We start from the raw sequence: 25,173 nt of genomic DNA, 5'->3' as shown, positions 1-25,173 counted from the left end.
ATATCGAAATTTCTTTATTGTATGATTTTGTTCCATATCTTATAATAGCTGTTAGAACGATGCATTATAATTTATATAGATTGGAATATGGTGAATCATGATGGAAATGAAATTATCAAAAAAAGAGATTGCATATACGCAGATCAAGCAGGATATCATAAACAATGAATTTACTTCTGACACGCTTCTTACAGAGGCCTTTCTCTGCAGTAAATATGAATTGAGCCGGACTCCTGTCCGCGAAGCCCTCCAGCAGCTTGCGAGCGAAGGCTTTGTCAATTTTACACAGGACAAAGGATTTTCCATTGCTCAGATAGGGCTGGAGGACTGTCTGCAGATATATGAGATGAGAGAGGCGCTCGAAGGGATGGCCGCAAGGCTCTGTTCTATCCGGATATCAGAAGCCGAGCTCGGCCAGTTAGAGGATCTTCTTGCCGCAAGCCGGGATGCCTATGAACAGGGGGACCTGAAGCTGTCGATGGTAAAGGACATGGACTTCCACCGCTGTGTCATGCGCGCTTCCAAAAACACACGGATGGAACAATCATTGAATAACCTGATCGAACTGAGCAGCCGTCTTACGTTCAAAGCCAATGCTGAGATTGTGGAACTGTCGCTTGCGCAGCACGAAGAACTGCTGCAGGCGATAAAGGCCTCTGACAAAGATCGTTCAGAGGCCATCATGCGCCGCCATGTAGCGACTTCAAAAAAATATCACTTTGCTCATTATTACCTTGATGAGCCTATGGACATCTAAGCAGATACTTTTCCCCGGACGCTGCTATCTAATCCTTGAACGTGAGCATTACTTTCCGGGCGATGTCCTTATGGTTCACAGCCATATCAAATGCAGCGTGAATATCTTCAAAATCAAAGTGGTGCGTATTCAGGGCTGCAAAGTCATACTTATCTTTAATCTTGGACATGAAGCGAATCGTCCTCGGGAACCATCTTTCCGGCCCTGCGACACCTGCGATGTGCAGTGTCTTCCATATCGTCTTGCCAATCTCTACCGGAACCTTGCGCCCGATGGAATGGCCGATGACTCCTACCCTTGCGCTGTTTCCAGCTATGTCGAACAGGGATGCGATTCCGATATCATTGCCGGAACATTCGATGACCACATCTGCACCGCGTCCGTTCGTCAGCTTCTTTATCTGCTCCTCCACAGGAGCGGCTGTCGGATCCACCACGATATCTGCACCGAATTTCAAGGCATTCTCCCTTCTCGCTTCAAGCGGATCTATGACGATGACCGTGGCTCCGGATTCTGCCGAGACCATGCTTGCACAGAGACCTATCGGACCGCCGCCGATAATAGCAACTGTATCGGAAGCATCCGGACAGCACCCGTTATACCATACGCCGCCATAGCCGACGTTGAACGTCTCCACCCATGCGCCCAGCTCGTAAGACCAGTCGTCTGGTATCACATGGGTATATGCCTCTTCCAGAATCATATATTCCCCCATGCCCCCCGGAGAATCCGGGCGGAAGCCTACTTCTCTCATATTGAGGCAGGCAGAAGGAAGCTTGCCGTCTTTGCAGTTGGCACAGTTAAAGCATGCAAGGGCACACTCTCCGACCACCTTATTCCCCGGCACGACAGATGTCACCGCACTCCCCACTTCTACAGCCTGACCTGCCCATTCATGCCCCGGCACGTACGGAGCAATGTCGTACCTTCCCTCCGCTGACTTTCCTTCAAAGCACTCTACATCCGATCCGCAGATACCGCATGCCCCGAGCTTTATCAATATCTGGTCCGGCTTCAATTCCGGAAGCTCCACTTCTTCGATTCTAAGGTCCTCTGGTCCATACATAAACGCCTGTCTACATTTCATAATTTCGTTCTCCTTCCAACTTACATTCTGAATATTGTTTTCATTTTCTTCCCGGTTCACACCTTTTTGCCAGATACATGCTGACAGCGATGAGAAACGGAAAGCAGTTCAATAGCATAATTCCATACGAGAATTTTATCTCCGCCACTGCCCCTGCCAGCGCAGGAAACACCATGAATCCTGCTGCTGCGGCAAACATGACCACCGCTGTCACAGAAGCTTTGTGTTCCGGACGGTGTCTGTTTGCAATCGACACCACGAGTGGGACGACACCGCCGGTTGCAAAGCCTGCCGCCACGTATGATACGATATATATCCACGGACGGTCGGCGAGCGTCGCCAGAAGCATAACGCCTCCGCCGGCCACGCTGCATACCGCCGTATAGCGATACAGATTGTACTTTGCCGAACGGGCGGCGCAGTACAGCCGCCCCGCGATAATGCCTCCCCACATGGCATATACAGGATAATTTGCCGCGCCCCCGGACAACCCCATAGGGCCTGCCATATAAGAGGGCAGCCACATGGAGCAGCCACAGGAAAAGCCGGTGTATCCCATCACAGCGAGGCAGAGGCAGATCATGTGCCTGTCTTTTAGAAGTCCTATGACCCACCCGGCCTTTACCGGCTCCGCGGCGGCAGGTCTGCCATATCGTTTCTGTGCAAGATAATATATAATCTGTACAGCCACACAGATTCCGCCAAGCACGTAAAAGGTATCTTCAAGATACAGCCGCCTGGCCGACAGGGCAGTAATAATCATCGGCGCCGTAAGCGCCCCCGTCCCAAAGCATGCATGAAGTATGCTGAGATACCTCGGACTCGCTTCCTGGTACAGTTCACTTACATAAGCATTCAACGTAGAGTCGAGAAGCTTTGTGCTGCCTCCGATAAGAAAGAAAAGCAGCAGAGCCAGTGCAAATCCGGGCATTGTTCCCATTGCCAGCAGAGAGAGCCCATACATTCCGGCCGTCATCTTAACCATGTAATCGTACCTGAGGTAAGAGGAGAAAAAGATACCCAGTAAAAGTCCCGCGATACCGCCCAATCCCTGGAATAAGGAGAAGTACCCCGCTTCCCGGAGCGGTATGTCATATTCAGCAATGAGGGCGGGCAGCAAAGGTCCGATAGCCGTGACGGAGAATGCATATACGAGCATAAGGGCATACAATGGTACTGCCAGTATGTTTCTGCTGTCTCTCATAGCTGTCATCTCATCTTAATGAGATTCTTGCCGCCGGCTGCTTTCTGCGTATCGATAATGGCCTGCTCTGCGTCATCAAGAGCATACCGACCCGTTATCAGCTTCCGGTAGTCAAAGCGCTTTGCAGCAATGAGGCCGATGACATTCTTGAATATGGCGTCGCCTGCATGACCGTTGCTTCCGGTCACCCGTCCGTTTCTCCAGATCATCTGTGCCACATTGACCGGAGCAGCGTCATTCTTCGGGCTGTGTGCTATATTCACGATTGCCCCGCCCGCCGCGACGCTTAGGGACATCTGAGGATACAGGATGTCCGGCTTGCCGGCCGCTTCTATCTGCAGATCGCATCCCCACCCATTCGTATGCTCCATGATGACTTCTCTGGAAGTCAGATTCTGCTTGGACAGCTCCACCGGATTGAATACATAATCTGCCCCGAACTCTTTCGCCATACGCTGCCGCTCTTCATTAACCTCGAAGGCGAATATCTTCGCCATCCCGGCCTGTCGCATAAGAGCGATACAACCAAGGCCGATTGCCCCCGCGCCGTATACCGCGCCATATGTTCCGGGATGGATGCCTCCTGATTTGATAATCGTCCCGTTATATGCGATTCCGGTCGGCTCCACGAGCGCTCCAAGCTCCAGCCCGTCATCCACACCGTATGCCTCCACGATATCATTGATGCTCCACACAAACTTCTTGTTCACTTTGATATACTCCGCCATTCCGCCCGGGATGGTAGAGCCGGGTTCCAGCAGGTTACTGCACTGGTTGAAATGATATGTACGGCATTCTTCACAGTGTCCGCAATATTGCATCTCTTCTGCCGTTACATAATCGCCTACCTGGAAGGTCTCTACATTCTTTCCCTTTTCCACAATCTCGCCGCAGAACTCATGTCCCGGTATGAGCGGGAACCGGGTCAGCCAGGCAAAATTGATATACCCGTCTTTATCTTTTTCATGTACGTGCCCGTCAGAACCACACACACCGCACGACGCCACCTTAATCAGCACGTCATCATCTCCAACCTGCGGAACTTCAACTTCCTCGATACCGTATACGGCGTCCTTCCATACCATTGCTCCGTTGCGCACGATACCGGTACGCTTTTCAAACTCGTCAAATTCATAGCCCGGCTTTGGCGCCCTGACCGCGTGAACTACCAATGCTTTCATCTTCATATCCGATGCCTCCTTGCTTATTCTTTTCTCTTAACATCATCATCTTGTATATACCGTGTCAGATATTCAGGCCGATACATCTCCCGCTGTACACTGCGTCAATAATCTTTCCTATCTGCCCGCTATCACCTGCATAGTATACTTTGGCGCCGCCATAGCTTTCTTCCGCATTTTGCGGCTTCAGACCCGCAGCCAGTATGATTGTATCTGCTTCCAGGGCAAATACCTTTCCTGTACCGGTATCGCAGAGCATTACCTTATCGTCTGTAATCTCTTCCACCCGTGTATTGACATACTGGCTCACTCCATTTTCCTTCAGCTTGATCATCATCGTCGCGCGGTTGTATTCGTCCATATCCGCACAGAGCCTGTCCATCATCTCTACGACAGCGATATTCTTCGGGTGAGCTCCTTCCCTGAGCCGCACGCGGTATTCGATGTCTTCCCGAAAGTTTTTCATTCTTTTGTATTCAATCTCCACCGCTTCATCGCAGAAATATTCAGCCGTCTCACAGCCTGACACGCCGCCTCCGATGATAACCACATTCTGTCCTACCTTCTCAGGATGCTCCAGTGCCTCCACGGCAGTAAGCACGTTGCCGCCTTCGCTTCCCTTTATCACACGCATGAATCGGGCTCCGCCGCCAAATATCACCACATCCGGCTTCTCTTCCTCTGCTGTCGCAGATGTATACTCTGTATTCGTCACAATCTTTACCTTCGCCTTTTTCAGCATATACTCATAGTAGCGAATCAGATCTGCAATGCGGTGCTTTCCCGGTGGAATAGCTGCGGCTGTCAATGTGCCTCCGATACGGTCCTTCTTTTCATACAGGGTGACGTCATGGCCTCTTCGCGCCGCCGTGAGGGCCGCCTCCATCCCCGCCGGTCCCGCACCTGCCACGGCCACTCTTTTTTTCTCTCCGGCCTCTTTCATCTCCTGCGGCCAGAGCCATTCCCTGCCTGTCCGTGGATTAACGGTACACCGCAGGCTTCTTCCCATCGTCATCTTCGTAAGGCATTCCTGACAGGACAGGCAGTACCTTATCGGATCCCCATCTTCCCCAAGAATCTTCATGCAGTATCTTTCATCTGCCAAAAGCTGGCGTCCGAAGCAGACCATGTCAGCCGCGTTATCCGATACTATCTTTTCCGCCATCTCCGGCTCGCGGATGCCGCACGCATAGATGACCGGAACTTTTACCGCACTTTTGATTTTTCTTACATTCTCGATGTTATACCCTTCCAGCGGCGTCAGGCTGTATGGCCGGATATTAAACAGGTACGATGCAGTCATTCCCGTCGACACATCGATGGCATCCGCCCCGTATTCTTCCAGACGGACTGCAATCTGAACTGCCTCGTCTATCTCTATACCGCCGGCAAAAAACTCATCGGATGAGATGCGCACCATGACCGGATATCTCGACCCAAGTCTTGCTTTCGTCTTCTCAATCACATGTTTGATAAACCGCAGCCGGTTCGTCAGCGAACCGCCATACTCGTCATTACGCTTATTGTATATCGGAGACAGGAACTGTGACATCAGATAGCCGTGGGTCGCATGAAGTGTGACTGCGTCGAATCCAGCCACCTTGGACCAGTAAGCCGCCTCGGCAAACTGATCTTCACACTCCTTTATCTCCTCTATCGTCATTGCATGCACCGGCTCTCCTACATAGTGGCTTACATCAGAGGCAGATACTTTCTGTCCGATGGCCCCCTCGGAACCGTAGTGGGCCAGCTCCGCAGATATCTTTGCCCCGTAGCTGTGTACCCGGTCTGTCAGATTGAACCATCCGGGTACGAATTTCTCATCATATATCATAGGCTGGACACCATGGTTCTTTGGCTCCGGCACGACAGACAAGGCTTCCATGACGAGAAGTCCCACACCGTTTTTGGCGCGGTCGGCGTAAAATTCTATCATCTGAGGCGTCACTCCGCCGAGTTCGTTGGAATAATTGGAATTCATCGGCGGAAGCACCATCCTGTTCTTGACAACCATATTTCCTATACGGATAGGATCTTTGATGCTGCTCATATATATCCCTCTTTTCTCTTGCTTATATTTTATATGTTTAAATCATCCGGACTCTTCACCTTCACAGGCATTCCTTCCAGAAGTGATTCCTTCACCGCCAGCCCGATCAGCATCGGCCTGAGCCCGTCCATACCTGTGACAGGCGTATCTGTATCCTCCGCAATTGCTCTGGCAAACTGGGAGATTTCTTCTGCGTATGTCTTCTCATACCGCTCCGGGAAGAAATATAACGGCTTTTCACTCTCGACAGCGTCTGCCGTATAGAGCATCGTCGTGGTAGGCACTTTGTTCTCCGTCCTTGCACATCCCTTTGAACCAAAGACTTCAATCCGCTGGTCGAATCCATAGACGGCCTGGCGGCTGTTGTCGATAACAGCAATCGCACCATTTTCCAGCTTCATCATGATGACGAGTGTGTCCACATCCCCCAGCTCCTTCAGCTCCGGGAAAAAGTTTGTCTCCCCCATCGCGTACACTTCCTTCACTTCGCTGCCTGACAGATATCTTATGAGATCGTAGTCATGAATCGAAGTGTCGAGATAAAAGCCGCCGGAACGCTTCAGATAATCGAGGGTCGGAAGCGCCGGATCTCTGTTCGTGCTCTTTATGATATGAAGGTCGCCGACCGCTCCCTCTTCCACAAGCTGCCTCACCTTCCTGTGGTCTTCATCAAACCGCTTATTAAACCCGACCTGAAGCTTTACGTTGTGCTTCTTCACGGTTCTGAGCGCCTCTGCAATCCGTTCTACATCATAGTCGATTGGTTTCTCACAGAAGATATGTTTTCCCGCTTCTGCGGCTTCCCGTATGAACTTTGCATGCAGATCCGTCGTCGTCGTTATGATGACTCCTTCTATCTCCCCGTCACTCAAGATATCCTTGTAATCCGCAGTAAGGTTCTCCACGCCGAGCTTTCCGGCCCACTCCCTCACATTGTCGATATATATGTCGGCAATCGTCTTGATACAGACGTTGACGCTGAACCGTCCCACGCTTTCTGCCAGAACCCGGCCCATCCGCCCGGCGCCGATCATGCCAAGCTTTACCGTTCTCTTTCTGTCTGTCGTCTCCATGGTATCTACTCCTTTCCTTCGTTCTGTTCACCCAGCAGCTTTTCATAGAAGGCCATCATGTCATAATCTACCATCTCTATCTTCATACCTCCGACCTTGTCGCCGTCGATATAGGCGAAGCCTTCTCTTTCGTCTCCTTCTATGTAACGGAATCCCTTTGCCTCAAACGCCTTGATCTCTTCCTCAAGATTGTCTACCTGAAAGCAGATATGGTCTACGCCCTCGCCGTGTTCCTTCAGATAGTCTGCATGGACACAGTCGCCGGACAGGCACTCGATAAGTTCAAACACGACCGGCCCAAGCCTGCACAGCGCTATCCGGTTGTGCTGAGGCCTCCTCTGTCCGTAGTAATTGGCTGCCGCCACATCTGAATCCATAAGTGCAAACGGCCCCATACCAAAGTTCTCTGCATAATACTGCATCGCTTCGTCCAGATTCTTCACTACGACACCAATCTGTACTACTCTCTGTGCATCAAACATACTTATCCCTCCTTCTCTCCTTTGTCTATGATGACTTCTTGTTGCCAATGACATCGATAAATACAGCGCCGACGAGCACGATTCCCTTGATGACGTATTGCCAGGATGAGTCTACATTCATCAGACTCATGCCGTTGTCTATACTGGACATGATGAGGGCGCCGATAATAACACCCGGAACTTTGCCTACCCCGCCGGAAAGGCTGGCCCCGCCAATGACGGCTGCCGCTATCGCATCCATCTCTCCCATGACGCCCGCAGACGGGGTTGCAGAATTGATCCGCGCCGTAAGCACGACCGACGCAACTGCCGCAAGGCCGCCACTGATAGAGAAGGCGAACATTACGTTGCGCCTGGCCGGAATGCCGGAATATCTGGCTGCCTCAATGCTGCCGCCTATGGCATATACGCTCCTGCCATACGTCGTCTTTTCCGCAACGAGGGTAAATATGGCTACCACTGCCAGCATAATAAGAAACGGGAAGGGAAGGCCCTCATACAGATTCAGATACCACGTAACGCCAAACGGAACGACAAGAGAGACAGCTATCGTGGCGATAACCTTCCACTGCGGCATCGGTTTCAGCCCATTCCGCTTTCTGGCCTTCTGTTTATAGAAGGCGCTGAGTATGAATACCGCCGATACGATGGCTGCAAGGATCCACCCGGCTGCCGGTGTCAGGTTGGCCCGTCCTATATTCGTAAACACCTCATTCGTAACCGCTACCGCCTTGCTTCCCGTAATGAGATAGAGCACGCCCCTCCACGCGAGATAACCTCCTAAGGTGACGATGAAAGCGGGAATCTCAGCGTATGCAATCAACGCCCCCTGGAACGTCCCAAGCAGGATTCCGATTACAAGGACAAGCAGTACAGACCCTGCGGCGCCAAGCCCCCATTTCAACTGTGACAGCGCACAGATTCCGCCGAGCAGCCCCATCATGGAACCGACCGACATGTCAATATTCTTTGTTACGATGGGAAAGAAGACACCTGCCGCCAGTATGCTGGTCGTCGCCATCTGCCTCACGAGATTGGACATGTTACGTTCGGTTACGAATAATCCCTTTGTCAGGATATGTAAAAAGAACGCCAGTACAATGAACACTAGAATCATTGTAAATGACCTCATCTGGTTCAGGTTTCTTCTTTTCTGTTTTTCTTTCGTCATTTATGTTCACTCCTGTCTTCCTGTGGCGTATATGCCGGTTCCTCTGCCGAACCGGTTGCATATTTCATGATAATCTCCTGATTCATCTCGTCCCGTCCGGCGCAGGCGGCGATTCTGCCCTCCCTCATCACGATGATTCTGTCGCTCATCCCGAGTATCTCGGGCAGCTCAGAGGATATCATGATGACAATTACACCTTTCTTAACGAGTTCGTTCATAATCTTATAGATTTCCGCCTTCACGGCAATATCTATCCCCCTGGAAGGCTCATCGAGGATAAGGACTCTGGAATCTGTGAGCAGCCACTTGCCGATGACTACCTTCTGCTGGTTGCCGCCGCTTAAGTTTTCAACCTTCTGCTCAATGGATGGTGTCTTTATCTGAAGATAGGACACATACTTGTCGGCCTCGCTCGTCTCTCTGCTTCCGTTGATAAACGTATGGAATATCTTCTTCAGGCTTGCCAGCGTAATATTCTCCCTGACGCTCATCCCCAGCACCGCGCCTGCACCCTTCCTGTCTTCAGGCACGTACCCGATACCGTACCTGACAGCATCGATAGGGCTGTGAATCCTGACAGGTTCTCCATCTATGATGACTTCTCCCGTGACCTTTCCAGGCAGCGCGCCAATGAGCCCCTGAATCATCTCTGTCCTGCCAGCCCCGACGAGCCCCGCGATGCCGAGAATCTCTCCGTAACAGGCCTGAAAGCTTACATCATCTACAATCTTCCTGCTTTTGTCCGCCCCGTCATACACCGTGAGATGCCTCACCTCAAAGCCGGGTCTGCCTTTCTGGAACACTTCTTTTGGAAACAGCGTCTTCAGCTCACGTCCGACCATCATCTGAATCAGCTCATCCTTCGTGATACAGGACACGTCCTTTGTCCCAATATACTGGCCATCCCGCAGCACAGACACTCTGTCTGCCAGCTCAAATACTTCATCCAGACGGTGCGAGATATAGATGCACGCCACATTCCGTTTCCTCAGGCGGCGGACAATGCCGAGCAATATATCCACCTCCCCTTCCGAGAGAGACGCGGTCGGCTCATCCAGTACGAGTACTCTGGCGTTCTGCTGCAGCGCCTTTGCTATCTCTACAAGCTGCTGCTGACCGACACCGAGCTCCCGGACCTTCGTCATGGCATCTATGTCGATTCCCACTTCTTCCAATGCTTTCTGCGCCTCGGCCCGCACCTTCATCCAGTCGATGACACAGTACTTGTTCGGCTGCCTGCCGAGAAATATATTCTCTGCGACGGAAAGTTCCTGTATGAGTTCAATCTCCTGATATATCGTGGCTATGCCTGCATCCTCCGAATCTCTCACATTGGAAAACTGCTTTTTTACACCTTCCACGATCAGTTCACCGTCAAAACTTCCTCTCGGATAGATACCGCTTAAAATCTTGATCAGGGTAGACTTCCCGGCTCCATTCTCACCACAGACAGCATGGACTTCCCCGTATCTCACCTCCAGGCAGACATCGCTCAAAGCCCTGACTCCGGGAAATGTCTTCGTAATATGATTCATCTCCAGGATATTCTTCTTGCTTTCTCCCATAGATATTCTCCTTCATACATTTCTTGGGAAGAAAGCGGCCCGGAGAGCATCCCGGAAGCAGATGGGCCGGCTTCCGGGATGCTGTCGTCAGACCGCTTTCTTAATTTTTGTCACCATATACTTCTTCTTTGCTCTGATAACCATCCTTAATAATCGTGTCATCAATGTTATCTTTATCGACTACAAAGCTTTCCAGTGCAACCGTAGGAACTTCTTTATATCCGTTGTCCATCGTCGAGTTGGTCTTTACGTCCTCTCCTTTGATAAGGGCAAATGCTGCTTCCATGCTTGCCTGTGACAGCGCGCTGCTTGGTTTGTACACGGTCAGTGACTGGTACCCGTTGACGATGTTCTGGCAGCCGAGCAGATCTGCGTCCTGTCCCGTCACTACGACTTTTCCCTGGAGGTTCTTGTTTGTCAGAGCCTGTATCGCCCCGTTTGCCATGTTATCGTTGGCACATAGAATCGCCTGTATGTCGTCATTGTTGGCCGTCAGCGCGTCTTCCGCATACTGGAGCGCAATCTCAGGCGACCAGTTCTCGCAATACTGTTCGTATACGACCTCGATGTCCCCGGACTCGATATATGGATCTAATATCTCATGCCAGCCGTTTTTAATAAGCGTGGCATTGTTAGACGCCTGTCCTCCGCACAGAAGGACATATTTTCCTTTCGGAGCTTTTTCAACCGCGTAGGTAGCCATCTTCTTCCCTACCTCTGTGGAATCGAAGGTTACGTTATAATCGAGATCCGCATTCAGGACAATCTGGTCATAGGAGATGACCGGGACATCTTCTGCATGGGCCTTTTCTACAATCGGCTCTGAAGACCCGTCGTCTACCGGCAGGACGATAAGCGCATCCACTCCCTGTGCCAGAAGGTTCTCACACTGGCTGAGCTGCTTGCTTACATCGTCGTTGGCAGACTGGAACACGACTTCATACCCTTCTTTATCTGCCAGCTCAATCATCATATCCTTTTCCTTCGTCCACTTTTCTTCTGCAAGCGTACGGAACAAGACGCCAATCAACGGTTTTCCACCGTCTTTCTTCCCGTCCTCTTTTTTCTCGTCAGATGGGGCAGTCGAACACCCCGCCAGAATGAGACATGCCGTCAGAAGCACGGCCGCCGCCTGTTTGAACTGCTTTTTCATATGTTTTCCTCCTTTGATATATTTATCTGGGCACCTGTTCATATTTTATTTACCTCCTTTTTTGAATTAGGTGCAGTTTCCTTATTTAGCGTAATACTTCACGATTGCCTGCATACCGGAGAATTCCATGCCATCCTCCATAAGCGACTCATATTTCTTCAGGATGCTTTCTAGTTCTTCAAGGCATAGCCCCGCCGCCTGTGCTTCCTGTACTGCAATCTTCATATCTTTGACGAAATGTCTGATATAAAAGCCTGCTTCATAATTGCCGTCAAACATATGCATTCCCTGCTGGCTCAGCTGGGTGCTTGCAGCCGCCCCCGTGGAGACCGATTTGATAAACCGCTCCCCGTCCAGCCCCTCCGCCTTCGCATAGGCCACCGCCTGGGCTATGCCGGAGAGAGTCCCTGCCAGTATAATCTGGTTGCCCATCTTTGTATGCTGTCCTGAGCCCGCCTCACCTTCATAGGTCAGATTCGTCCCCATAGCCGAGAGTACGTCGCGGCAAGCCTCAAAATCTGCCTCCTCGCCTCCTGCCAGTATGGAGAGAACCCCTTCTTTTGCTCCATATTCCCCGCCTGTCACCGGCGCGTCCATGGCATGCAAGCCTTTCTCTTTGGCTGCCTCGTATATCTTCTTTGCCAGGCTAGGCCTTGAAGTCGTCATATCGACCAGATATGTACCTGCCTCCGCGTGGTTCAGAATGCCCGCATCCCCGAAATACAGGCTCTCTACCACTGCCGGCGAAGTGACCATGGTGATGACGATATCCTGCCCTTTCACGCACGCTGACACTTCTTCACAGGGCTTTGCACCTTCTGCGGCAAGCTCTTTAACAGCATCCGGATTGATATCGTATACCGTAAGTTCATATCCGGCTTTCATAAGGTTGCGGATCATGCATCTGCCCATGATGCCGGCACCTATAAACGCAATATTCTTCATCTGTCTCCTCCATATCTCCATTATATCTTTGTACGTAGCACATGATTAATCCAGTTTATTCCATCTGCTGCATATCAGACGCCGGCGGCCTCTCTGCTCTTTATCTCTTCAATCAGAGCCGGTATCACTTCATTCAAATCTCCGACGATTCCATAATCGCACGCTTTAAAAATCGGTGCATTTGGATCTTTGTTTATGGCGACGATACATTTAGATTCTTCCATGCCTGCAAGGTGCTGGATTGCCCCTGAGATTCCACAGGCAACATAGAGTTCCGGCCTTACGGTCGTCCCGGTCTGCCCGACCTGGTGTCCCGAGTCTATGAAGCCTGCCTCTACGGCAGCACGGGATGCCCCTACCTCTCCCCCTAAAGCATCTGCCAGTGAACGAATGAGCCGAAAGCCTTCTTCGCTCTTCACGCCCCGGCCTCCGGATACGATTACCTTCGCCTCCGTAAGATTGACCGCTTTCTTCTCCCGTCTTATCGTCTCTCTGAACCGGACGCGTATGTCATCCGCAGAAAGGTCCGGATTCACTTCCACCAGCTTTCCATAAGCATGTTCTCTGACGCGCGCCCTCTCCATCACTCCTGGCCGTACGGTCGACATCTGCGGCCTGTTATTGGGACAGACGATGGTAGCCATCAGATTGCCGCCAAAGGCAGGGCGTGTCATGAGCAGCTTTCCGTCTGTCTCATCAATATCAAGCTTCGTGCAGTCGGCCGTCAGCCCTGTACCGACACGGGCTGCAATCCTCGGTGTAATATCCCGCCCGATACTTGTGGCGCCTGAGAGGACAATCTCCGGCTTCAGCTTCTCAATGAGTCCTGCAATCGCTTTTACATAACCGTCCGTTGAAAATGTCTCAAGGAGCGGATGCCGGATATATAGTATCTGGTCGACCTCATACCGGAGCAGCTTTTCCAGCTCTTCTTCAATTCCATATCCCGCAGCCACCGCATATAGCTTCTTGCCGGACAGATCTGCCAGCCGTCTTCCTTCTCCGATGAGCTCTGTCGTCACAGGATGTATCTTACCTTCCCGCTGTTCCACAATAATCCAGATATCCCGGTATGTTTCCAGATTCTTGTTCTGATTCACTTTTGCTCTAGCCATGTGTGTCTTCCTCCTATAGCAGCTTCTGTTCGTGAAGCCTGTCTGCCAGTTGTGCGGCGGTTGCCTTTACGTCCGTTCCCGCCAGCATCTGCGTCTTCTTTTCCTTCACCGGAACAAAGGATCTGTATACATTGGTGGGAGAACCTTTGATTCCAATCTGAGTGATATCTACAGGCAGGTCTTGAAGCGTAAGGATTCTTATCACTTCTTCTCCATCGAAACAGCGTAGAATGTCCTTGACACCCGGGTAGCGCGGGGTATTCAGCTCCCTCACCGCAGTAAAAAGCACAGGAGGAGCTACGTTAAATCTGTAATCACCCGTCTCTGTATAACGGATGACTTCAAATCCATCCTCAGCCGGACGGATCTCTTTGACATAAGTTACCTGTGGAATGTCGAGGAACTCTGCAATCTCAGGGCCTACCTGAGCCGTATCGCCGTCTATCGCCTGTCTCCCGCACATAATGACGTCGTAAGGCCCCGTCTTCTCGGCTGCTGCCGCAAGTATCGTAGCCGTTGCCCACGTATCAGAGCCTCCGAACGCCCGGTCAGATACAAGATATGCTTCCTCTGCCCCCATTGCCAAAGCCTCTTTTAATGCGCCGGCGGCCTGCGGCGGTCCCATGCTGATGACAGTGACGGTTCCGCCACACGTCTCTTTTAATCTGAGGGCCGCCTCCAGGGCGTTCTTATCATCGGGATTGATGATGCTTGGAACCCCGTCTCTGATTAAAGTTCCCGTCTCCTGATTGATACGTACTTCGTTCGTATCAGGCACTTGTTTTACGAATACCGCTATCTTCATCTCTTCCTCCTATTACTGCCGGCCCAGAAGCGCCCTTGATATGACGACCTTATGTATCTCCGAGGTTCCTTCATATATCTCGGTAATCTTGGCATCTCTGTACATCCGCTCCAGCGGATAGTCCTTCATATATCCATAACCTCCGTGTATCTGCAGCGCAAGATTCGTCACGTATCTGGCGTTTTCAGAGGCATTCAGCTTCGCCATAGCTGCCTCCATCGTATGAGGTCTGCCTTCTGCCCGCAGCCATGCACTTTCGTATACAAGCCATCTGGCTGCCTCTGTCTTTGTAGCCATGTCTGCGATATACCACTGGATGCCCTGCAGCCTGCTGATTGGCTTTCCAAACTGCACTCTCTCTTTCGCGTAATGTATGGCCTCCTCAAGAGCGCCGTCGGCGATACCGAGCGCCTGTGCGCCCACACCGATTCTGGCCCCGTCCAGTGCGGACATGGCGATACGGAATCCCTTTCCTTCCTGGCCGACTAGATTTTCTTTTGGCACCCTGCAGTTGTCGAAGATAAGTTCTGCTGTCTCAGATGCGTGGATACCCATCTTCTCCTCTACCTTCCCGCTGGTGAATCCAGGCGTGCCTTTTTCCACGAGGATGCAGCTCATGCCTTTCGTACCCTTCTCGGGCTCCGTCAGGGCGAATACGAGCACCGCTCCTGCCTGGCTGCCGCCGGAGATGAAGCACTTCGTCCCATTGAGTACATATTCATTGGTACTCTCATCAAGCACTGCCGTTGTTTTTGCGGCGCCGGCGTCCGAACCTGCATCCGGTTCTGTCAGGGCAAACGCCCCTACCATGCCGCCGCTTGTGGCAGGCGGGATATACTTTTTCTTCTGTTCCTCTGTCCCATACTGTAAAAGTACCTGCGGAAAAATCGAATGTATCGACAAGATTGCGGCCGAAGCGGCACATTTCCTGGCAATCTCAGATACGGCAATGACTTTCTCGATATCCGTACCGCCGCTCCCTCCATATTCTTCCGGGATGCCGATGCCGGTCAGTCCAAGCTTCGTCATCTTTTCAAATGTCTCTGCAGGGAACCGCCCCGTCTTGTCTATCTCTGCAGCCAGCGGCTCTATCTCTTCTTCTGTAAACTGCCTTACCACCCGCTTCAGCATCTCCTGTCCGTCTGTCAACTTGAAATCCATAATCTCCTCCTGTGCCCGGTCATACAGGTGCAGCAACAATTCCCTGCCCTATCCATGCCTCAATCTCTTCCCTTTTATATCCAAGTTCTTCAAGTATCTCTCTTGAATCCTGCCCTATCAGAGGGGCGTCGCACTGCGTACGTATGTCTGCCTCGTCAAAGTGAACCGGTGTGGACGCGTACAGACTGTGGCTTTTGTCTCTGTTCTCCCGGCAGATTAGATATTGATTGGCGAGTGCCTGCTCATCTTTCAGAACATCCTTCACGTGCTGGATACGTTCATGTGCGATGTCCGCTTTCGTCAGCCTGTCCACAATCTCGTCCTGCGTGTAACGGGCAAATTCCCCGTCCAATATCTGAATCAGCTCGGCAGCATGCCTCTTCGCTTCCAGCATCCCGGCAAACCTTTCGTCTTCCGCCAGGTCCCCACGCCCGAGCACTTCCGTACACAAGGTGCCAAAATATCTCTCATGCTCCAGGATGCTCAAGAAGATCCACTTGCCGTCTTTGCACTGATACGAATTGATTACCGGCGAGATAGCTTCCTTTCTCGACTTCGGATATACATCTTCATACTGTGTGGAAGCGATGAGCGCCCCTACATTCCATATGGCCTGGCCGAACAGCGATACTTCCACCTTTCCTCCCAAGCCGGTCTTCTGCTGTCTATACAGGGCAGCGCAGATGCCGCCTGCAAGGCTGCAGCTCGTCACGCTGTCTCCGAATGCGATGGGCGGGTTGATCGGATTCGTGTCTTTCTCTGCGATATCCATCATGGCGCCGCTTCTGGCCCAGTAAGCTACCGTGTCAAATCCCGGATTATCTTTTGCCGGCCCATGGTCTCCAAATCCATTCACCTGAGCCCATATGAGATGAGGGCAGCTTTCCCGCAGCGATTCGTAGTCAAGTCCAAGTCTTTTGAGCGCCTGGGTCCGGTAGCTTGTGACAAGCACCTGGGCTGTCTGTAGAAGCCTTCCCATAATCTCTTTACCATCCGGTGTCTTCAGATTGACTGACAGTCCCCGCTTGCCGGCATTGTAAGTCGTGTAGAATGGGTTGTTCCAATCACTGTCCGGACAGGTCATCCCGGCTCCTGTATGTCTGCCCGGATCTCCAAATGCCGGCTCTACTTTAATGACGTCCGCGCCCCAGTCGGCAAGTATCCTGGCTGTTCCCGGACCTGCGACAAAATAGGTAAGGTCTATGACCTTTACGCCTTCTAACGGTTCCTTCATATCTCCTTCTCCTCTTTCCCTCTCTAACAGCCTACGAAGCTTGCGTCCCGCTTACCAAGAAAGGCATTCATCCCTTCCTGCTTGTCTTCTGTACCGAATGTAATGGCCGCCAGATTCTTCTCCAGTTCCAGACCGCTCCTTAAGTCCACGTCCATTCCATAGTTTATCGCCGTCTTTGCAAGGCGCACGGCGATGGGGGCGTTCGCCGTTATGATACGCATCATGTCCACGGCCTCTTCCATGAGCCGCTCAGGCGGCACGACTTTATTGACTAGTCCTATCTCCAGCGCCTCCAAGGCTCCTGCTTTTCTGCCTGTAAATATAAGCTCCTTGGCCTTTCCCTGGCCTATGAGGCGGGTCAGCCTCTGCGTACCTCCAAAGCACGGTATCACCCCAAGAGCCGCCTCCGGCTGTCCAAAGACAGCTTTTTCGGAGGCGATACGGATATCACAGCTTAATGCAAGCTCGCATCCGCCGCCGAGGGCATAGCCGTTCACGGCGGCGATGACAGGCTTTTCCAGACTCTCGATCCGGCCAAATACATCCTGGGCTCGCCCCGCATATGCCCTGCCTTCAAAGGTTTTGTAATCCTGCATCTGCGCAATATCTGCTCCTGCTGCGAACGCTTTGCCTGAACCGGTGACAATGACACCGTGTATGTCTTTATCGTCCCGGATGTACGCAAATACCTGCTCCAGCTCACGGAGTGTACCACTGTCCAGCGCATTTAATGCATCCGGACGGTTCAGCGTAACGGTCGCCACCGTATCTTCCACTTGTAACGCTATGTATTTCAATCTATCCTCTCTGCCATCCATATTCCACCCTCATCCTTCAATGTCTATAGATGCTCGTAAAAGCCTGTCCGCTTCAGTGCATCAATGGGCTGCCATCCTTCGCTTCCTGGTTCCCTCAGACACGGTGCCAGCTCTTCTTTGGAACGCATCGTCACCTTTTCTGCCGGCGGCACCGTCCCTGCCGGGTAGGCTTCGATAATCTCTTCACACAGCAAGGTGAGATATCTTAAGATTGCCGCAATCGGACGCTTACCCTTCTCCGGGGTAGAGATGGAAGGAGTTCCGATTACCCCGCCCGGAGTCGCTTTCCACTCTATAGCGTTATGCCCCTGGCTCTGGGCCCAAGTCGCTCCGCGCCGCAGCGTATCGCACGACTTGTCAATCCATCCATCCGGAAGCATCGGCTCTCCCCATGCATCTTTTACCGCATTCATATCAATCATATCTTTGAACATCAGCAGCCCACAGGAAGTCTCCGCCTCGTCAGCATGCACAAAATGTGTCTCCATACTGTCCTTTTTATGTACCGGAATAAAGAATTCCCTCACTGCCCTGTGCCATTCCACGAGCTGGTATATGCCCGGAAGCTGGTATCGCTTGCAGAATTCCTGGATTGCCCCCTCCAGATTCCATGTCTGCCCGTGGTTGTTGACAAGAATAATCTTGCGGTAGCCGTCGTTCCAGAGTCCGGCCATCATTGCGACCACACTTTCTTTTACGACATCGTCTGGCATGATGACTGTTCCCGGCATACCGATGTGATGGTACGGGTGGCCGCCGTAGTTCAACGGGCTGAACGCAAGATTCACTTCACATCCTTTTTTTGCAGTGTATCTTCTGACTCCCTCGATGATCTGACTGGCATTGAACGTATCAAGTCCTGTGTTGAGATGCATCCCGTGATTCTCAGTCGAACCGATAGGGACGAGCACGATGTCATTCTTCCTGCGCTTCTCCACCTGCCGGCACCTTGGCGTCGTCTGGATATAGCAGCCTGGCTTGCCAAGCTCTGACGGTGACGGAATCTCATATTCTTCCAGAATCGCGTCAATCTCTTCCTCACTTGCTTCCCATAGTTCCTTTTTCATTCTTCCTACTTTCGTATCCTCGAATACGATAGAAGGTGTCTCTTTGACGGTGTACCATTTTGTCTCCTGCATCATAATTTCCCTTCTTTCTTGAATTTTATTTTTTTATCATGAATCCACGGATGACGCTGACAAGCTCTGCATAGCCTTCCAGGAAAGAACGCAGCGTCTTCTTCGTGGCGCCGTAGCCGTCGAACTCATCGATGCCCATCCCGTCTTCGTCATATGCCTTGCCAAAGTCCGGAATCTTCTCCAGCAGCGTCTTTATGTACCTTTCATTCACAGGATCCTCCATACGCTCTTTCACTTCGATATCGCTTTCATTGATTCTCACCTGCCAGCCATGGGGAATCGTCAGCACCACATCACCGCCTGTAAGTTCGCTCCAATGGTAATGATTCCGCAGAGCTCCGAACAGCAGCCGCGTGCGGTACTTTCTTTCCCGGTACAGCCGGTAAGCCTTCTTTGCCACGGCGACCCCGGCCCACTCATAGCACTCTGGATCAATGAGGACACCTGCTTCCTTCCCCGCCTCTTTGATCCAGTCATCGGTACGTCCGACCATAATCGTACACACCGGCGTCATCTGCTTCGTATCCATCCCTTCCGTCTCCCGTCTTCTAAGACCGCGCTCCACTGCCTCTGCCACGGCTATTGCCTGTGGAACCGTAAAGCTTACGGTAGCGTTGATATTGACCCCTCTGTAGGTTGCTTCCTCAATCGCCTGAATTCCCGCCTTTGTGACCGGTATCTTCACCTGGATATTCGGTGCCAGGCCCGCAAAGTGTACTGCCTGTCTGACGATGCTGTCACAGCTGCGGTAGTATTTGGCATTCGTCTGCATGGACAGGCGCCCCTTCATACCCTTTTCCCGCTCAAAAACGAGCATCAGCTTCTCTGCTCCTCTCAGGCCCATCTCCTCAATCAGCTTCCACGCAATATCGTCCTCTGTCGCCTCCTGCATCTCCTCCACCATCTGGCAGATTCGTTCTTCCCAGAGATTCATTTCCTTTTTCAGCACATTCAGTACGATGACAGGATTGGTCGTAGCCCCCACTGCTCCATTGGCAATGGCATATTCAAGCTCCGACAGGGAACAGGAATCGTTCCACACATCCGTCATTCCGGTCTCAGCAGTCTGCTGCATCCGCGTTTTCTCCATGATACGTCCTCCTTAATTTAATGCCTGTATCTTGTCAGTTACATACTTTATCCCTTCCAGGGCGGCAGTCCTGCCGTCCGGAATTCTCATACATTCAAGGCTTACATAACCGCAGTACCCGAGATCTTGAAGCACCCGGAGAACTTCCGCAAGCGGAGCGTGACCCGCCCCCGGATACATCCTGTTGCTGTCTGCGATATGAAAGTAGCCAAGAGCTCCAAAGTTCTCACGGATGCTCTCTGTGACAGACACTTCCTCGATATTCATGTGGAAGACATCCATGAGCACTTTAACCGAAGGGATGTGATATCGTCTGATAAAGTCTGCTATCTCCCCCGCCCGGTTCATATAATTGCTCTCGTAACGGTTGATTGCTTCCAGCATAATCCAGACCCCTTTGGAGGACGCGTACTGCGCAGCCTCCGTAAGCCCTCCGGCCAGCATCTGCTCATAATATACGTAATTCTCCATATGAGGGATATCCCCTTTCAGCCTCCCGATGAGAAGTACCGTCCCGAGGCGGGCGGCCATGTCGGCGAACCTCTTCAGACGTTCGACTGCTTTCTTTCTGATTCTCTCATCCTCGTGGATAAGACACAGTCCTTCATTCGCATAAGCGAGACCGGTTGCAATGCCCGATATATCAATATGATTCTCCTGACATGCAAGCCGTATCTGTTCGATATCCACAGCCTCAGGGTCCTGTACGTGGATTTCGATACCCTCATATCCCATCGCTGCCGCTTCCTTAATGTTCTCCACGAAATCTTCCGTCAGCAATACCGGCTCTTTTTCTCCCGGTCTGACGGCGCTGGCCACGCTTAGACGAAACTGCCGTCCTGCATTCATATATTTCCCTCCTCACAATTGTATACACGTTGTATTTTCTCTTGACCTCTTTGTATTTAATATGTATGCAATAAGTATACTTTTGTATTTATATTTTGTCAATACATTGCATTGTTATTTTTAATTTTCGTCATTAATATTGTAATATTTTCACAATATATTAATTATTATATTGTACATTTTTCTATTTTAAATTTATATAATTGTATACATAATGTATTTAATTATTGCACTATATATATTTATGTGATATTCTTTAGACAGATAATATAAAGGGGGAATTAAAATTTGGAACTTTCTAGCGGGAAATTATCCAAAAAAGAATATGCCTATCTCAGCATAAAAGATGCAATCATCAATAATGAGCTGACTTCTGATACTGTCCTGACCGAGCATATGCTCTGTGGTAAATATGACTTAAGCCGCACCCCGGTGCGGGAGGCCCTGCAGCGTCTCAGAAGCGAGGGATTTGTCACATTCCAGAAGGACAAAGGATTCTTTATTGCAGACATGGGTCTGGAAGATCTGCTCCAGATTTACGAGATGAGAGAGGCGCTTGAGGGTATGGCTGCTAAGCTCTGCACCATGCGCGCCTCAGAAAGTACATTATCGGAACTTCATTATCTGATGGAAAAATGTATTGAAAATTTTGACAGAGAAGATATACCAAAAGCAATGGTCTATGATATGAAATTTCACCAATGCATCATATCTGCCTCCAGAAACAACAGACTCAAGAATACGGTCAACACATTGGTCGAGTTGAGCAGCCGGGCCTTCGTCAAGGCTGACCGTGCCGTCGCCACCAGGTCAATCAGGGAACATCAGCAGCTCTACGATGCAATCGAATCTTTAAACGAAAACAAGGCGGAAAGCATCATGCGCCAGCACATAGCCAATTCAAAGCGGTATCATTTTAACAGGTATTATTTAGGGGTGGAATGAAAGCCTAACGCTTCCTGCCACCCCTGTTGTATAAATTGATATTATTTGTTTTACGTGACAGACTTCTCTACATGTACAGGTATCATCTGTCTGCTCTCATAATCCGTTATTCCCTTCCCGGTGTTCGGATGTCCGGAAGAATATACGGTATCCGCCGCATACACGCAGAGGAGCAGCAGACACACCGGTATGAGCAGCTTCATCTGTACCCTTCGAATCAGATTGTCGAGCAGGGGCGCCAGCACATATGCAAATGCCATACCGCCAATGCCAAATACGAGCAGCCCTTCCGCGCATATCCTTCCGTTCAGATTCAGAAAGTATCCGCTGTAATCCCACCACTTCTGACCGTTATGCGTCAGTTCAAGATAATAGGAGGTAAAATATTCCACCATGCCGCACAGGATGACGATTCCTGCAAATTCTGCCACCGGCCTGGCTCTTAGCTTCTTGAGCAGTACGAGAATGAGCACCCCGCCGCTTCCGTAGATAGGAAGCCATGGTCCGTGCAGCACGCCCCGGTTGACGAATGCCCCGTCTTCGACAAGATGAAGGCTCACTTCCCAGAGCCATCCGATGAAGGAAAACACAAAGAACATCATGATAAGCGACCAGACAGAATAGTGGCGCATGTAGTGTATCGTCTCTACTTTCTGGCGTTTTTCGACTTCTGGTACCGGTGACAGCCGTCCCGGATAAGACTTCCGTTCCACAGCTCCCCGTAGCGAATGTATCCTGATACGTTCGGCCTGGTCCTCTTCATATGCCCGTTCTTCTTCGCTCGGTAAGAGGAGTATCCCGAGATGTTCCGCAAAAAATCTGCGGATCCCCCTCAGTTCCTTCATCTCTTCTGCCGGTCTCTCGAGCACAGCTATCGCATCTACATAAGCAGACCGAATCTCATCCTCTCCCGCCTTCTCGAAGAGATAGGTGTCACAGAGCATATCTGCTCCCGGAATCCCTTTGTCTTTGGCAAGTCTGCGGAGCTGGATATAATATTCCGTAAACGAAGCGGTCTCATACGGGTTGGAATAGAACACGGCAGAGAGCCCAAATGTCAACATGCCGAGGATATACCAGCCGGCAAAGGACAGATGGAACAAAAAACATTCCCATTTATGGCCTTTCATCATCCGCCTTGACAGCGTGATAGCTTGCCGGGCGGTCATATCCGGGTTCTCTGCCACGATATAAGGGACGAGAAAATAAGAGAATGTCTTTACGATGCCTCCTACAATCGTGAACATCCAGAAAAACTTATACATGAATTCCACGAACATGATCCACGCGGCCCTCATCCACTTCTTCAACCGCAGCAGGAACAGGAAACGCTGAATCGGGACCGCGTCGTAACAGCGCCCTTCCATGAAGATACGTCTTGACACGACAATATACATATTTTTCACAAAGAACCAGAACGCCATGAGCAGAAACATCCCTAATATTATAAAGATAAGCAGCGTGATCTCTTGGGACTTGACCATGGAATTGACTGCAGCTATGACCGTCACGAACACCGAGCCGGACGTGACAGCATTCACAGCCTGGGCCAGCACTCCCCGGCTCCTTCCAAGTACAGGGCTCTCCCCTTTCGACTGCTCGATCTGCTGCTTTTCAATCTTCCGGGATAGTTCCTTCCCCTCTTTTTCCCGTCCTTCCAGCAGATTGCGGGCCACATCCATCGCCCCCGCCTGCTGCCCGGCAACTTTCCCCATATCCCCAGAGCTGCCGCCGGAGGATTCCTGCACATTTACCTCCAGCGAGTTAAGGGAACCGGAAAACTCGGAATTGAGAAAAGCGGCAATGAGGCATACTGCAACAAGCAGGATATAATGCCTTTTCACGTTTCTCTTTGCCGCTTTTTTCATCTCTTTTCTTGTCATCATTCGTACATACCTTCCTAGCCTGATGCTATGCCTTACAGCATCTCTTTCAGTATCTTATCAACGAGGGCGGGATCCGCCTTTCCTTCCATCGCCTTCATCGTCCGGCCCACGAGAGCGCCAAGCGCTTTTTCCTTACCGCCTCTGTAGTCAGACACTGCCTGTGGCGTATCCTCTATGGCTCCGGCAATAACCCGGCGCAGCGTGCCCTCATCACTGACTGTCCTAAGCCCCATCTCTTCCACATACTGTTCCGGATCGATATCCTCTGCGAATATCTTCTCAAATACATCCTTCGCAACCGAACTGTTGATGGTTCCCGCTTCGGCCAGCTGAATCAGCTTCGCCAGACCGGCAGGAGAAAATGCAATATCTTCCGGCTCCATGTCATGCTCTTTTAAAAGCCGCATCGTCTCAACCATGAGCCAGTTGGCCGCTTTCTTCGGATTACCGCACAGGATGGCCGTTTCCTCAAATATATCTGCCATCCGCTTTGACGATGTAATCATCTCTGCATCAGAAAGCGGGATATCGAACTCCTCTTTATAGCGCACGAGCTTCTCGCTTCTGAGTTCCGGCTGGTCTGCCTTGACCCTTTCCAGCCATTCCTCGTCAATCACGACAGGCACAAGGTCAGGATCTGGAAAATACCGGTAATCCTTGGCATCTTCTTTCGATCGCATGGCGTAAGACGCTTCTTTATTGTCATCCCATCGCCGCGTCTCCTGTATGACTCGTTTCCCTTCTTCCAGCAACGTTATCTGGCGCAGCCGTTCTGCCTCGATTGCCCTCGTTATTGCTTTGAACGAATTGAGGTTCTTCATCTCTGTCCTTGTGCCATGCTTATCCGCTCCTGCCTCGCGCACCGAAAGGTTCACATCCACACGCATGGATCCTTCCTGGAGCTTGCAGTCCGAAGCGCCAAGATACTGTATGATCGTCCGCAGCGTCTCCAGATAGGCGATGACTTCTTCCGCAGAGCGCATATCCGGTTCAGATACGATCTCAACGAGCGGGACGCCGCTCCTGTTGTAATCTACGAGTGAGACATCGTCCCATTCGTCGTGGATCAGCTTCCCGGCATCCTCCTCCATGTGCATCTCGTGGATCCGTATCTTCTTTCTCCTTCCTCCCGTCTCGATCTCCACATACCCGTCCCTCGCGATGGGGAGATAAAGCTGAGATATCTGGTAGTTCTGCGGATTATCCGGGTAGAAGTAATTCTTTCTGTCAAACTTGTTCTCCCTCGTAATCGTACAATTTACTGCCAGGCCGATAGCCATGGCATACTCGACCACCTGCCTGTTCAAAACCGGAAGCGCCCCGGGCATCCCCGTACACACCGGACACGTATGGGCATTCGGCGCGCCGCCGAATGCCGTGCTGCAGGAACAGAAGATTTTCGTCTTTGTCGCAAGTTCTACATGCACTTCCAGCCCGATAACCGTCTCGTACTGTTTTGCCAT

Annotated in this window: 22 protein-coding genes; 2 read left to right on the top strand and 20 right to left on the bottom strand. The window is 51.2% G+C overall.

Annotation, left to right across the window (positions count from 1 at the left end; all coding sequences use genetic code 11):
• Nucleotides 1-97 precede the first annotated feature (97 nt).
• Nucleotides 98-757, top strand: a complete 660-nt coding sequence (locus HJV72_RS11675; RefSeq protein WP_208071180.1) for a GntR family transcriptional regulator — start codon at nucleotides 98-100, stop codon at nucleotides 755-757.
• 28 nt (nucleotides 758-785) lie between these two features.
• Here HJV72_RS11675 and HJV72_RS11670 read toward each other — a convergent pair whose 3' ends face one another.
• From HJV72_RS11670 to HJV72_RS11585, 18 genes are all read right to left on the bottom strand, one after another.
• Nucleotides 786-1,844 (bottom strand): zinc-dependent alcohol dehydrogenase, encoded by a 1,059-nt coding sequence (locus tag HJV72_RS11670; protein ID WP_208071178.1) that lies wholly within the window; start codon nucleotides 1,842-1,844, stop codon nucleotides 786-788.
• A gap of 40 nt (nucleotides 1,845-1,884) precedes the next feature.
• Entirely contained in the window at nucleotides 1,885-3,048 is a 1,164-nt protein-coding gene (locus HJV72_RS11665) for an MFS transporter (RefSeq protein WP_208071176.1), read from the bottom strand.
• 5 nt (nucleotides 3,049-3,053) lie between these two features.
• A complete protein-coding gene (locus HJV72_RS11660; RefSeq protein ID WP_208071175.1) occupies nucleotides 3,054-4,235 on the bottom strand; it encodes an alcohol dehydrogenase catalytic domain-containing protein in 1,182 nt (393 codons plus the stop codon).
• Nucleotides 4,236-4,293: 58 nt separating this feature from the next.
• Nucleotides 4,294-6,279, bottom strand: a complete 1,986-nt coding sequence (locus tag HJV72_RS11655; RefSeq protein ID WP_208071174.1) for an oxidoreductase — start codon at nucleotides 6,277-6,279, stop codon at nucleotides 4,294-4,296.
• A gap of 29 nt (nucleotides 6,280-6,308) precedes the next feature.
• A complete protein-coding gene (iolG, locus tag HJV72_RS11650; protein ID WP_208071173.1) occupies nucleotides 6,309-7,352 on the bottom strand; it encodes an inositol 2-dehydrogenase in 1,044 nt (347 codons plus the stop codon).
• A gap of 5 nt (nucleotides 7,353-7,357) precedes the next feature.
• Nucleotides 7,358-7,834 (bottom strand): VOC family protein, encoded by a 477-nt coding sequence (locus HJV72_RS11645; RefSeq protein WP_066573606.1) that lies wholly within the window; start codon nucleotides 7,832-7,834, stop codon nucleotides 7,358-7,360.
• Nucleotides 7,835-7,859: 25 nt separating this feature from the next.
• Nucleotides 7,860-9,005 (bottom strand): sugar ABC transporter permease, encoded by a 1,146-nt coding sequence (locus HJV72_RS11640; RefSeq protein WP_066573604.1) that lies wholly within the window; start codon nucleotides 9,003-9,005, stop codon nucleotides 7,860-7,862.
• Nucleotides 9,002-10,570: a sugar ABC transporter ATP-binding protein gene (locus HJV72_RS11635; RefSeq protein WP_208071172.1), complete on the bottom strand. Its 1,569-nt coding sequence runs from the start codon at nucleotides 10,568-10,570 to the stop codon at nucleotides 9,002-9,004. The genes HJV72_RS11640 and HJV72_RS11635 overlap by 4 nt, the downstream gene beginning before the upstream one ends.
• A gap of 100 nt (nucleotides 10,571-10,670) precedes the next feature.
• On the bottom strand, nucleotides 10,671-11,723 hold the full coding sequence (locus HJV72_RS11630; RefSeq protein ID WP_208071171.1) for a sugar ABC transporter substrate-binding protein: 1,053 nt from the start codon (nucleotides 11,721-11,723) through the stop codon (nucleotides 10,671-10,673).
• A gap of 81 nt (nucleotides 11,724-11,804) precedes the next feature.
• Nucleotides 11,805-12,668, bottom strand: coding sequence for an NAD(P)-dependent oxidoreductase (locus HJV72_RS11625; protein ID WP_208071170.1), 864 nt, complete (start codon nucleotides 12,666-12,668; stop codon nucleotides 11,805-11,807).
• A gap of 74 nt (nucleotides 12,669-12,742) precedes the next feature.
• Nucleotides 12,743-13,783: an electron transfer flavoprotein subunit alpha/FixB family protein gene (locus HJV72_RS11620; RefSeq protein ID WP_208071169.1), complete on the bottom strand. Its 1,041-nt coding sequence runs from the start codon at nucleotides 13,781-13,783 to the stop codon at nucleotides 12,743-12,745.
• Between the two features lie 13 nt (nucleotides 13,784-13,796).
• Entirely contained in the window at nucleotides 13,797-14,588 is a 792-nt protein-coding gene (locus HJV72_RS11615) for an electron transfer flavoprotein subunit beta/FixA family protein (protein WP_208071168.1), read from the bottom strand.
• Between the two features lie 12 nt (nucleotides 14,589-14,600).
• On the bottom strand, nucleotides 14,601-15,749 hold the full coding sequence (gene acrC / locus HJV72_RS11610; protein ID WP_208071167.1) for an acryloyl-CoA reductase: 1,149 nt from the start codon (nucleotides 15,747-15,749) through the stop codon (nucleotides 14,601-14,603).
• Nucleotides 15,750-15,768: 19 nt separating this feature from the next.
• Nucleotides 15,769-16,983, bottom strand: coding sequence for a CaiB/BaiF CoA transferase family protein (locus HJV72_RS11605; RefSeq protein WP_208071166.1), 1,215 nt, complete (start codon nucleotides 16,981-16,983; stop codon nucleotides 15,769-15,771).
• A gap of 23 nt (nucleotides 16,984-17,006) precedes the next feature.
• Nucleotides 17,007-17,801, bottom strand: coding sequence for an enoyl-CoA hydratase-related protein (locus HJV72_RS11600; RefSeq protein WP_066573582.1), 795 nt, complete (start codon nucleotides 17,799-17,801; stop codon nucleotides 17,007-17,009).
• A 23-nt stretch (nucleotides 17,802-17,824) separates the two neighbouring features.
• A complete protein-coding gene (iolN, locus tag HJV72_RS11595; protein WP_066573579.1) occupies nucleotides 17,825-18,943 on the bottom strand; it encodes a 3-dehydro-scyllo-inosose hydrolase in 1,119 nt (372 codons plus the stop codon).
• Between the two features lie 22 nt (nucleotides 18,944-18,965).
• On the bottom strand, nucleotides 18,966-20,030 hold the full coding sequence (locus HJV72_RS11590; RefSeq protein ID WP_208071165.1) for a transaldolase family protein: 1,065 nt from the start codon (nucleotides 20,028-20,030) through the stop codon (nucleotides 18,966-18,968).
• 12 nt (nucleotides 20,031-20,042) lie between these two features.
• On the bottom strand, nucleotides 20,043-20,879 hold the full coding sequence (locus tag HJV72_RS11585) for a sugar phosphate isomerase/epimerase family protein (RefSeq protein ID WP_208071162.1): 837 nt from the start codon (nucleotides 20,877-20,879) through the stop codon (nucleotides 20,043-20,045).
• Nucleotides 20,880-21,167: 288 nt separating this feature from the next.
• Between HJV72_RS11585 and HJV72_RS11580 the strand changes: the two genes are divergently transcribed.
• Nucleotides 21,168-21,824 (top strand): GntR family transcriptional regulator, encoded by a 657-nt coding sequence (locus HJV72_RS11580; protein WP_208071161.1) that lies wholly within the window; start codon nucleotides 21,168-21,170, stop codon nucleotides 21,822-21,824.
• Between the two features lie 50 nt (nucleotides 21,825-21,874).
• On the opposite strand, the gene HJV72_RS11575 is transcribed toward HJV72_RS11580, so the two are convergent.
• Both HJV72_RS11575 and gatB read right to left on the bottom strand, forming a co-directional pair.
• Complete coding sequence (locus HJV72_RS11575) at nucleotides 21,875-23,710, bottom strand: DUF975 family protein (protein ID WP_208071159.1); 1,836 nt, start codon at nucleotides 23,708-23,710, stop codon at nucleotides 21,875-21,877.
• Between the two features lie 32 nt (nucleotides 23,711-23,742).
• Nucleotides 23,743-25,173: an Asp-tRNA(Asn)/Glu-tRNA(Gln) amidotransferase subunit GatB gene (gene gatB, locus HJV72_RS11570; RefSeq protein WP_208071157.1), complete on the bottom strand. Its 1,431-nt coding sequence runs from the start codon at nucleotides 25,171-25,173 to the stop codon at nucleotides 23,743-23,745.

Source organism: Extibacter sp. GGCC_0201, from assembly GCF_017566055.1.
GTDB lineage: Bacteria > Bacillota > Clostridia > Lachnospirales > Lachnospiraceae > Extibacter.
The sequence above is the reverse complement of the archived record's forward strand: the minus strand, read 5'-3'. Positions and strand labels throughout refer to the sequence as shown.

Excerpts from the sequence above, each read along its gene's own strand:
- HJV72_RS11640 (WP_066573604.1), bottom strand. The coding sequence starts at position 9,005 with ATGACGAAAGAAAAACAGAAAAGAAGAAACCTGAACCAGATGAGGTCA.
- HJV72_RS11605 (WP_208071166.1), bottom strand. The coding sequence starts at position 16,983 with ATGAAGGAACCGTTAGAAGGCGTAAAGGTCATAGACCTTACCTATTTT.
- HJV72_RS11590 (WP_208071165.1), bottom strand. The coding sequence starts at position 20,030 with ATGGAGAAAACGCGGATGCAGCAGACTGCTGAGACCGGAATGACGGAT.
- HJV72_RS11645 (WP_066573606.1), bottom strand. The coding sequence starts at position 7,834 with ATGTTTGATGCACAGAGAGTAGTACAGATTGGTGTCGTAGTGAAGAAT.
- HJV72_RS11585 (WP_208071162.1), bottom strand. The coding sequence starts at position 20,879 with ATGAATGCAGGACGGCAGTTTCGTCTAAGCGTGGCCAGCGCCGTCAGA.
- HJV72_RS11575 (WP_208071159.1), bottom strand. The coding sequence starts at position 23,710 with ATGATGACAAGAAAAGAGATGAAAAAAGCGGCAAAGAGAAACGTGAAA.
- HJV72_RS11665 (WP_208071176.1), bottom strand. The coding sequence starts at position 3,048 with ATGAGAGACAGCAGAAACATACTGGCAGTACCATTGTATGCCCTTATG.
- HJV72_RS11620 (WP_208071169.1), bottom strand. The coding sequence starts at position 13,783 with ATGGCTAGAGCAAAAGTGAATCAGAACAAGAATCTGGAAACATACCGG.
- iolN (WP_066573579.1), bottom strand. The coding sequence starts at position 18,943 with ATGATGCAGGAGACAAAATGGTACACCGTCAAAGAGACACCTTCTATC.
- HJV72_RS11625 (WP_208071170.1), bottom strand. The coding sequence starts at position 12,668 with ATGAAGAATATTGCGTTTATAGGTGCCGGCATCATGGGCAGATGCATG.
- HJV72_RS11670 (WP_208071178.1), bottom strand. The coding sequence starts at position 1,844 with ATGAAATGTAGACAGGCGTTTATGTATGGACCAGAGGACCTTAGAATC.
- iolG (WP_208071173.1), bottom strand. The coding sequence starts at position 7,352 with ATGGAGACGACAGACAGAAAGAGAACGGTAAAGCTTGGCATGATCGGC.
- HJV72_RS11600 (WP_066573582.1), bottom strand. The coding sequence starts at position 17,801 with ATGGATGGCAGAGAGGATAGATTGAAATACATAGCGTTACAAGTGGAA.
- acrC (WP_208071167.1), bottom strand. The coding sequence starts at position 15,749 with ATGGATTTCAAGTTGACAGACGGACAGGAGATGCTGAAGCGGGTGGTA.
- gatB (WP_208071157.1), bottom strand. The coding sequence starts at position 25,173 with ATGGCAAAACAGTACGAGACGGTTATCGGGCTGGAAGTGCATGTAGAA.
- HJV72_RS11660 (WP_208071175.1), bottom strand. The coding sequence starts at position 4,235 with ATGAAGATGAAAGCATTGGTAGTTCACGCGGTCAGGGCGCCAAAGCCG.
- HJV72_RS11615 (WP_208071168.1), bottom strand. The coding sequence starts at position 14,588 with ATGAAGATAGCGGTATTCGTAAAACAAGTGCCTGATACGAACGAAGTA.
- HJV72_RS11675 (WP_208071180.1), top strand. The coding sequence starts at position 98 with ATGATGGAAATGAAATTATCAAAAAAAGAGATTGCATATACGCAGATC.
- HJV72_RS11635 (WP_208071172.1), bottom strand. The coding sequence starts at position 10,570 with ATGGGAGAAAGCAAGAAGAATATCCTGGAGATGAATCATATTACGAAG.
- HJV72_RS11655 (WP_208071174.1), bottom strand. The coding sequence starts at position 6,279 with ATGAGCAGCATCAAAGATCCTATCCGTATAGGAAATATGGTTGTCAAG.
- HJV72_RS11630 (WP_208071171.1), bottom strand. The coding sequence starts at position 11,723 with ATGAAAAAGCAGTTCAAACAGGCGGCGGCCGTGCTTCTGACGGCATGT.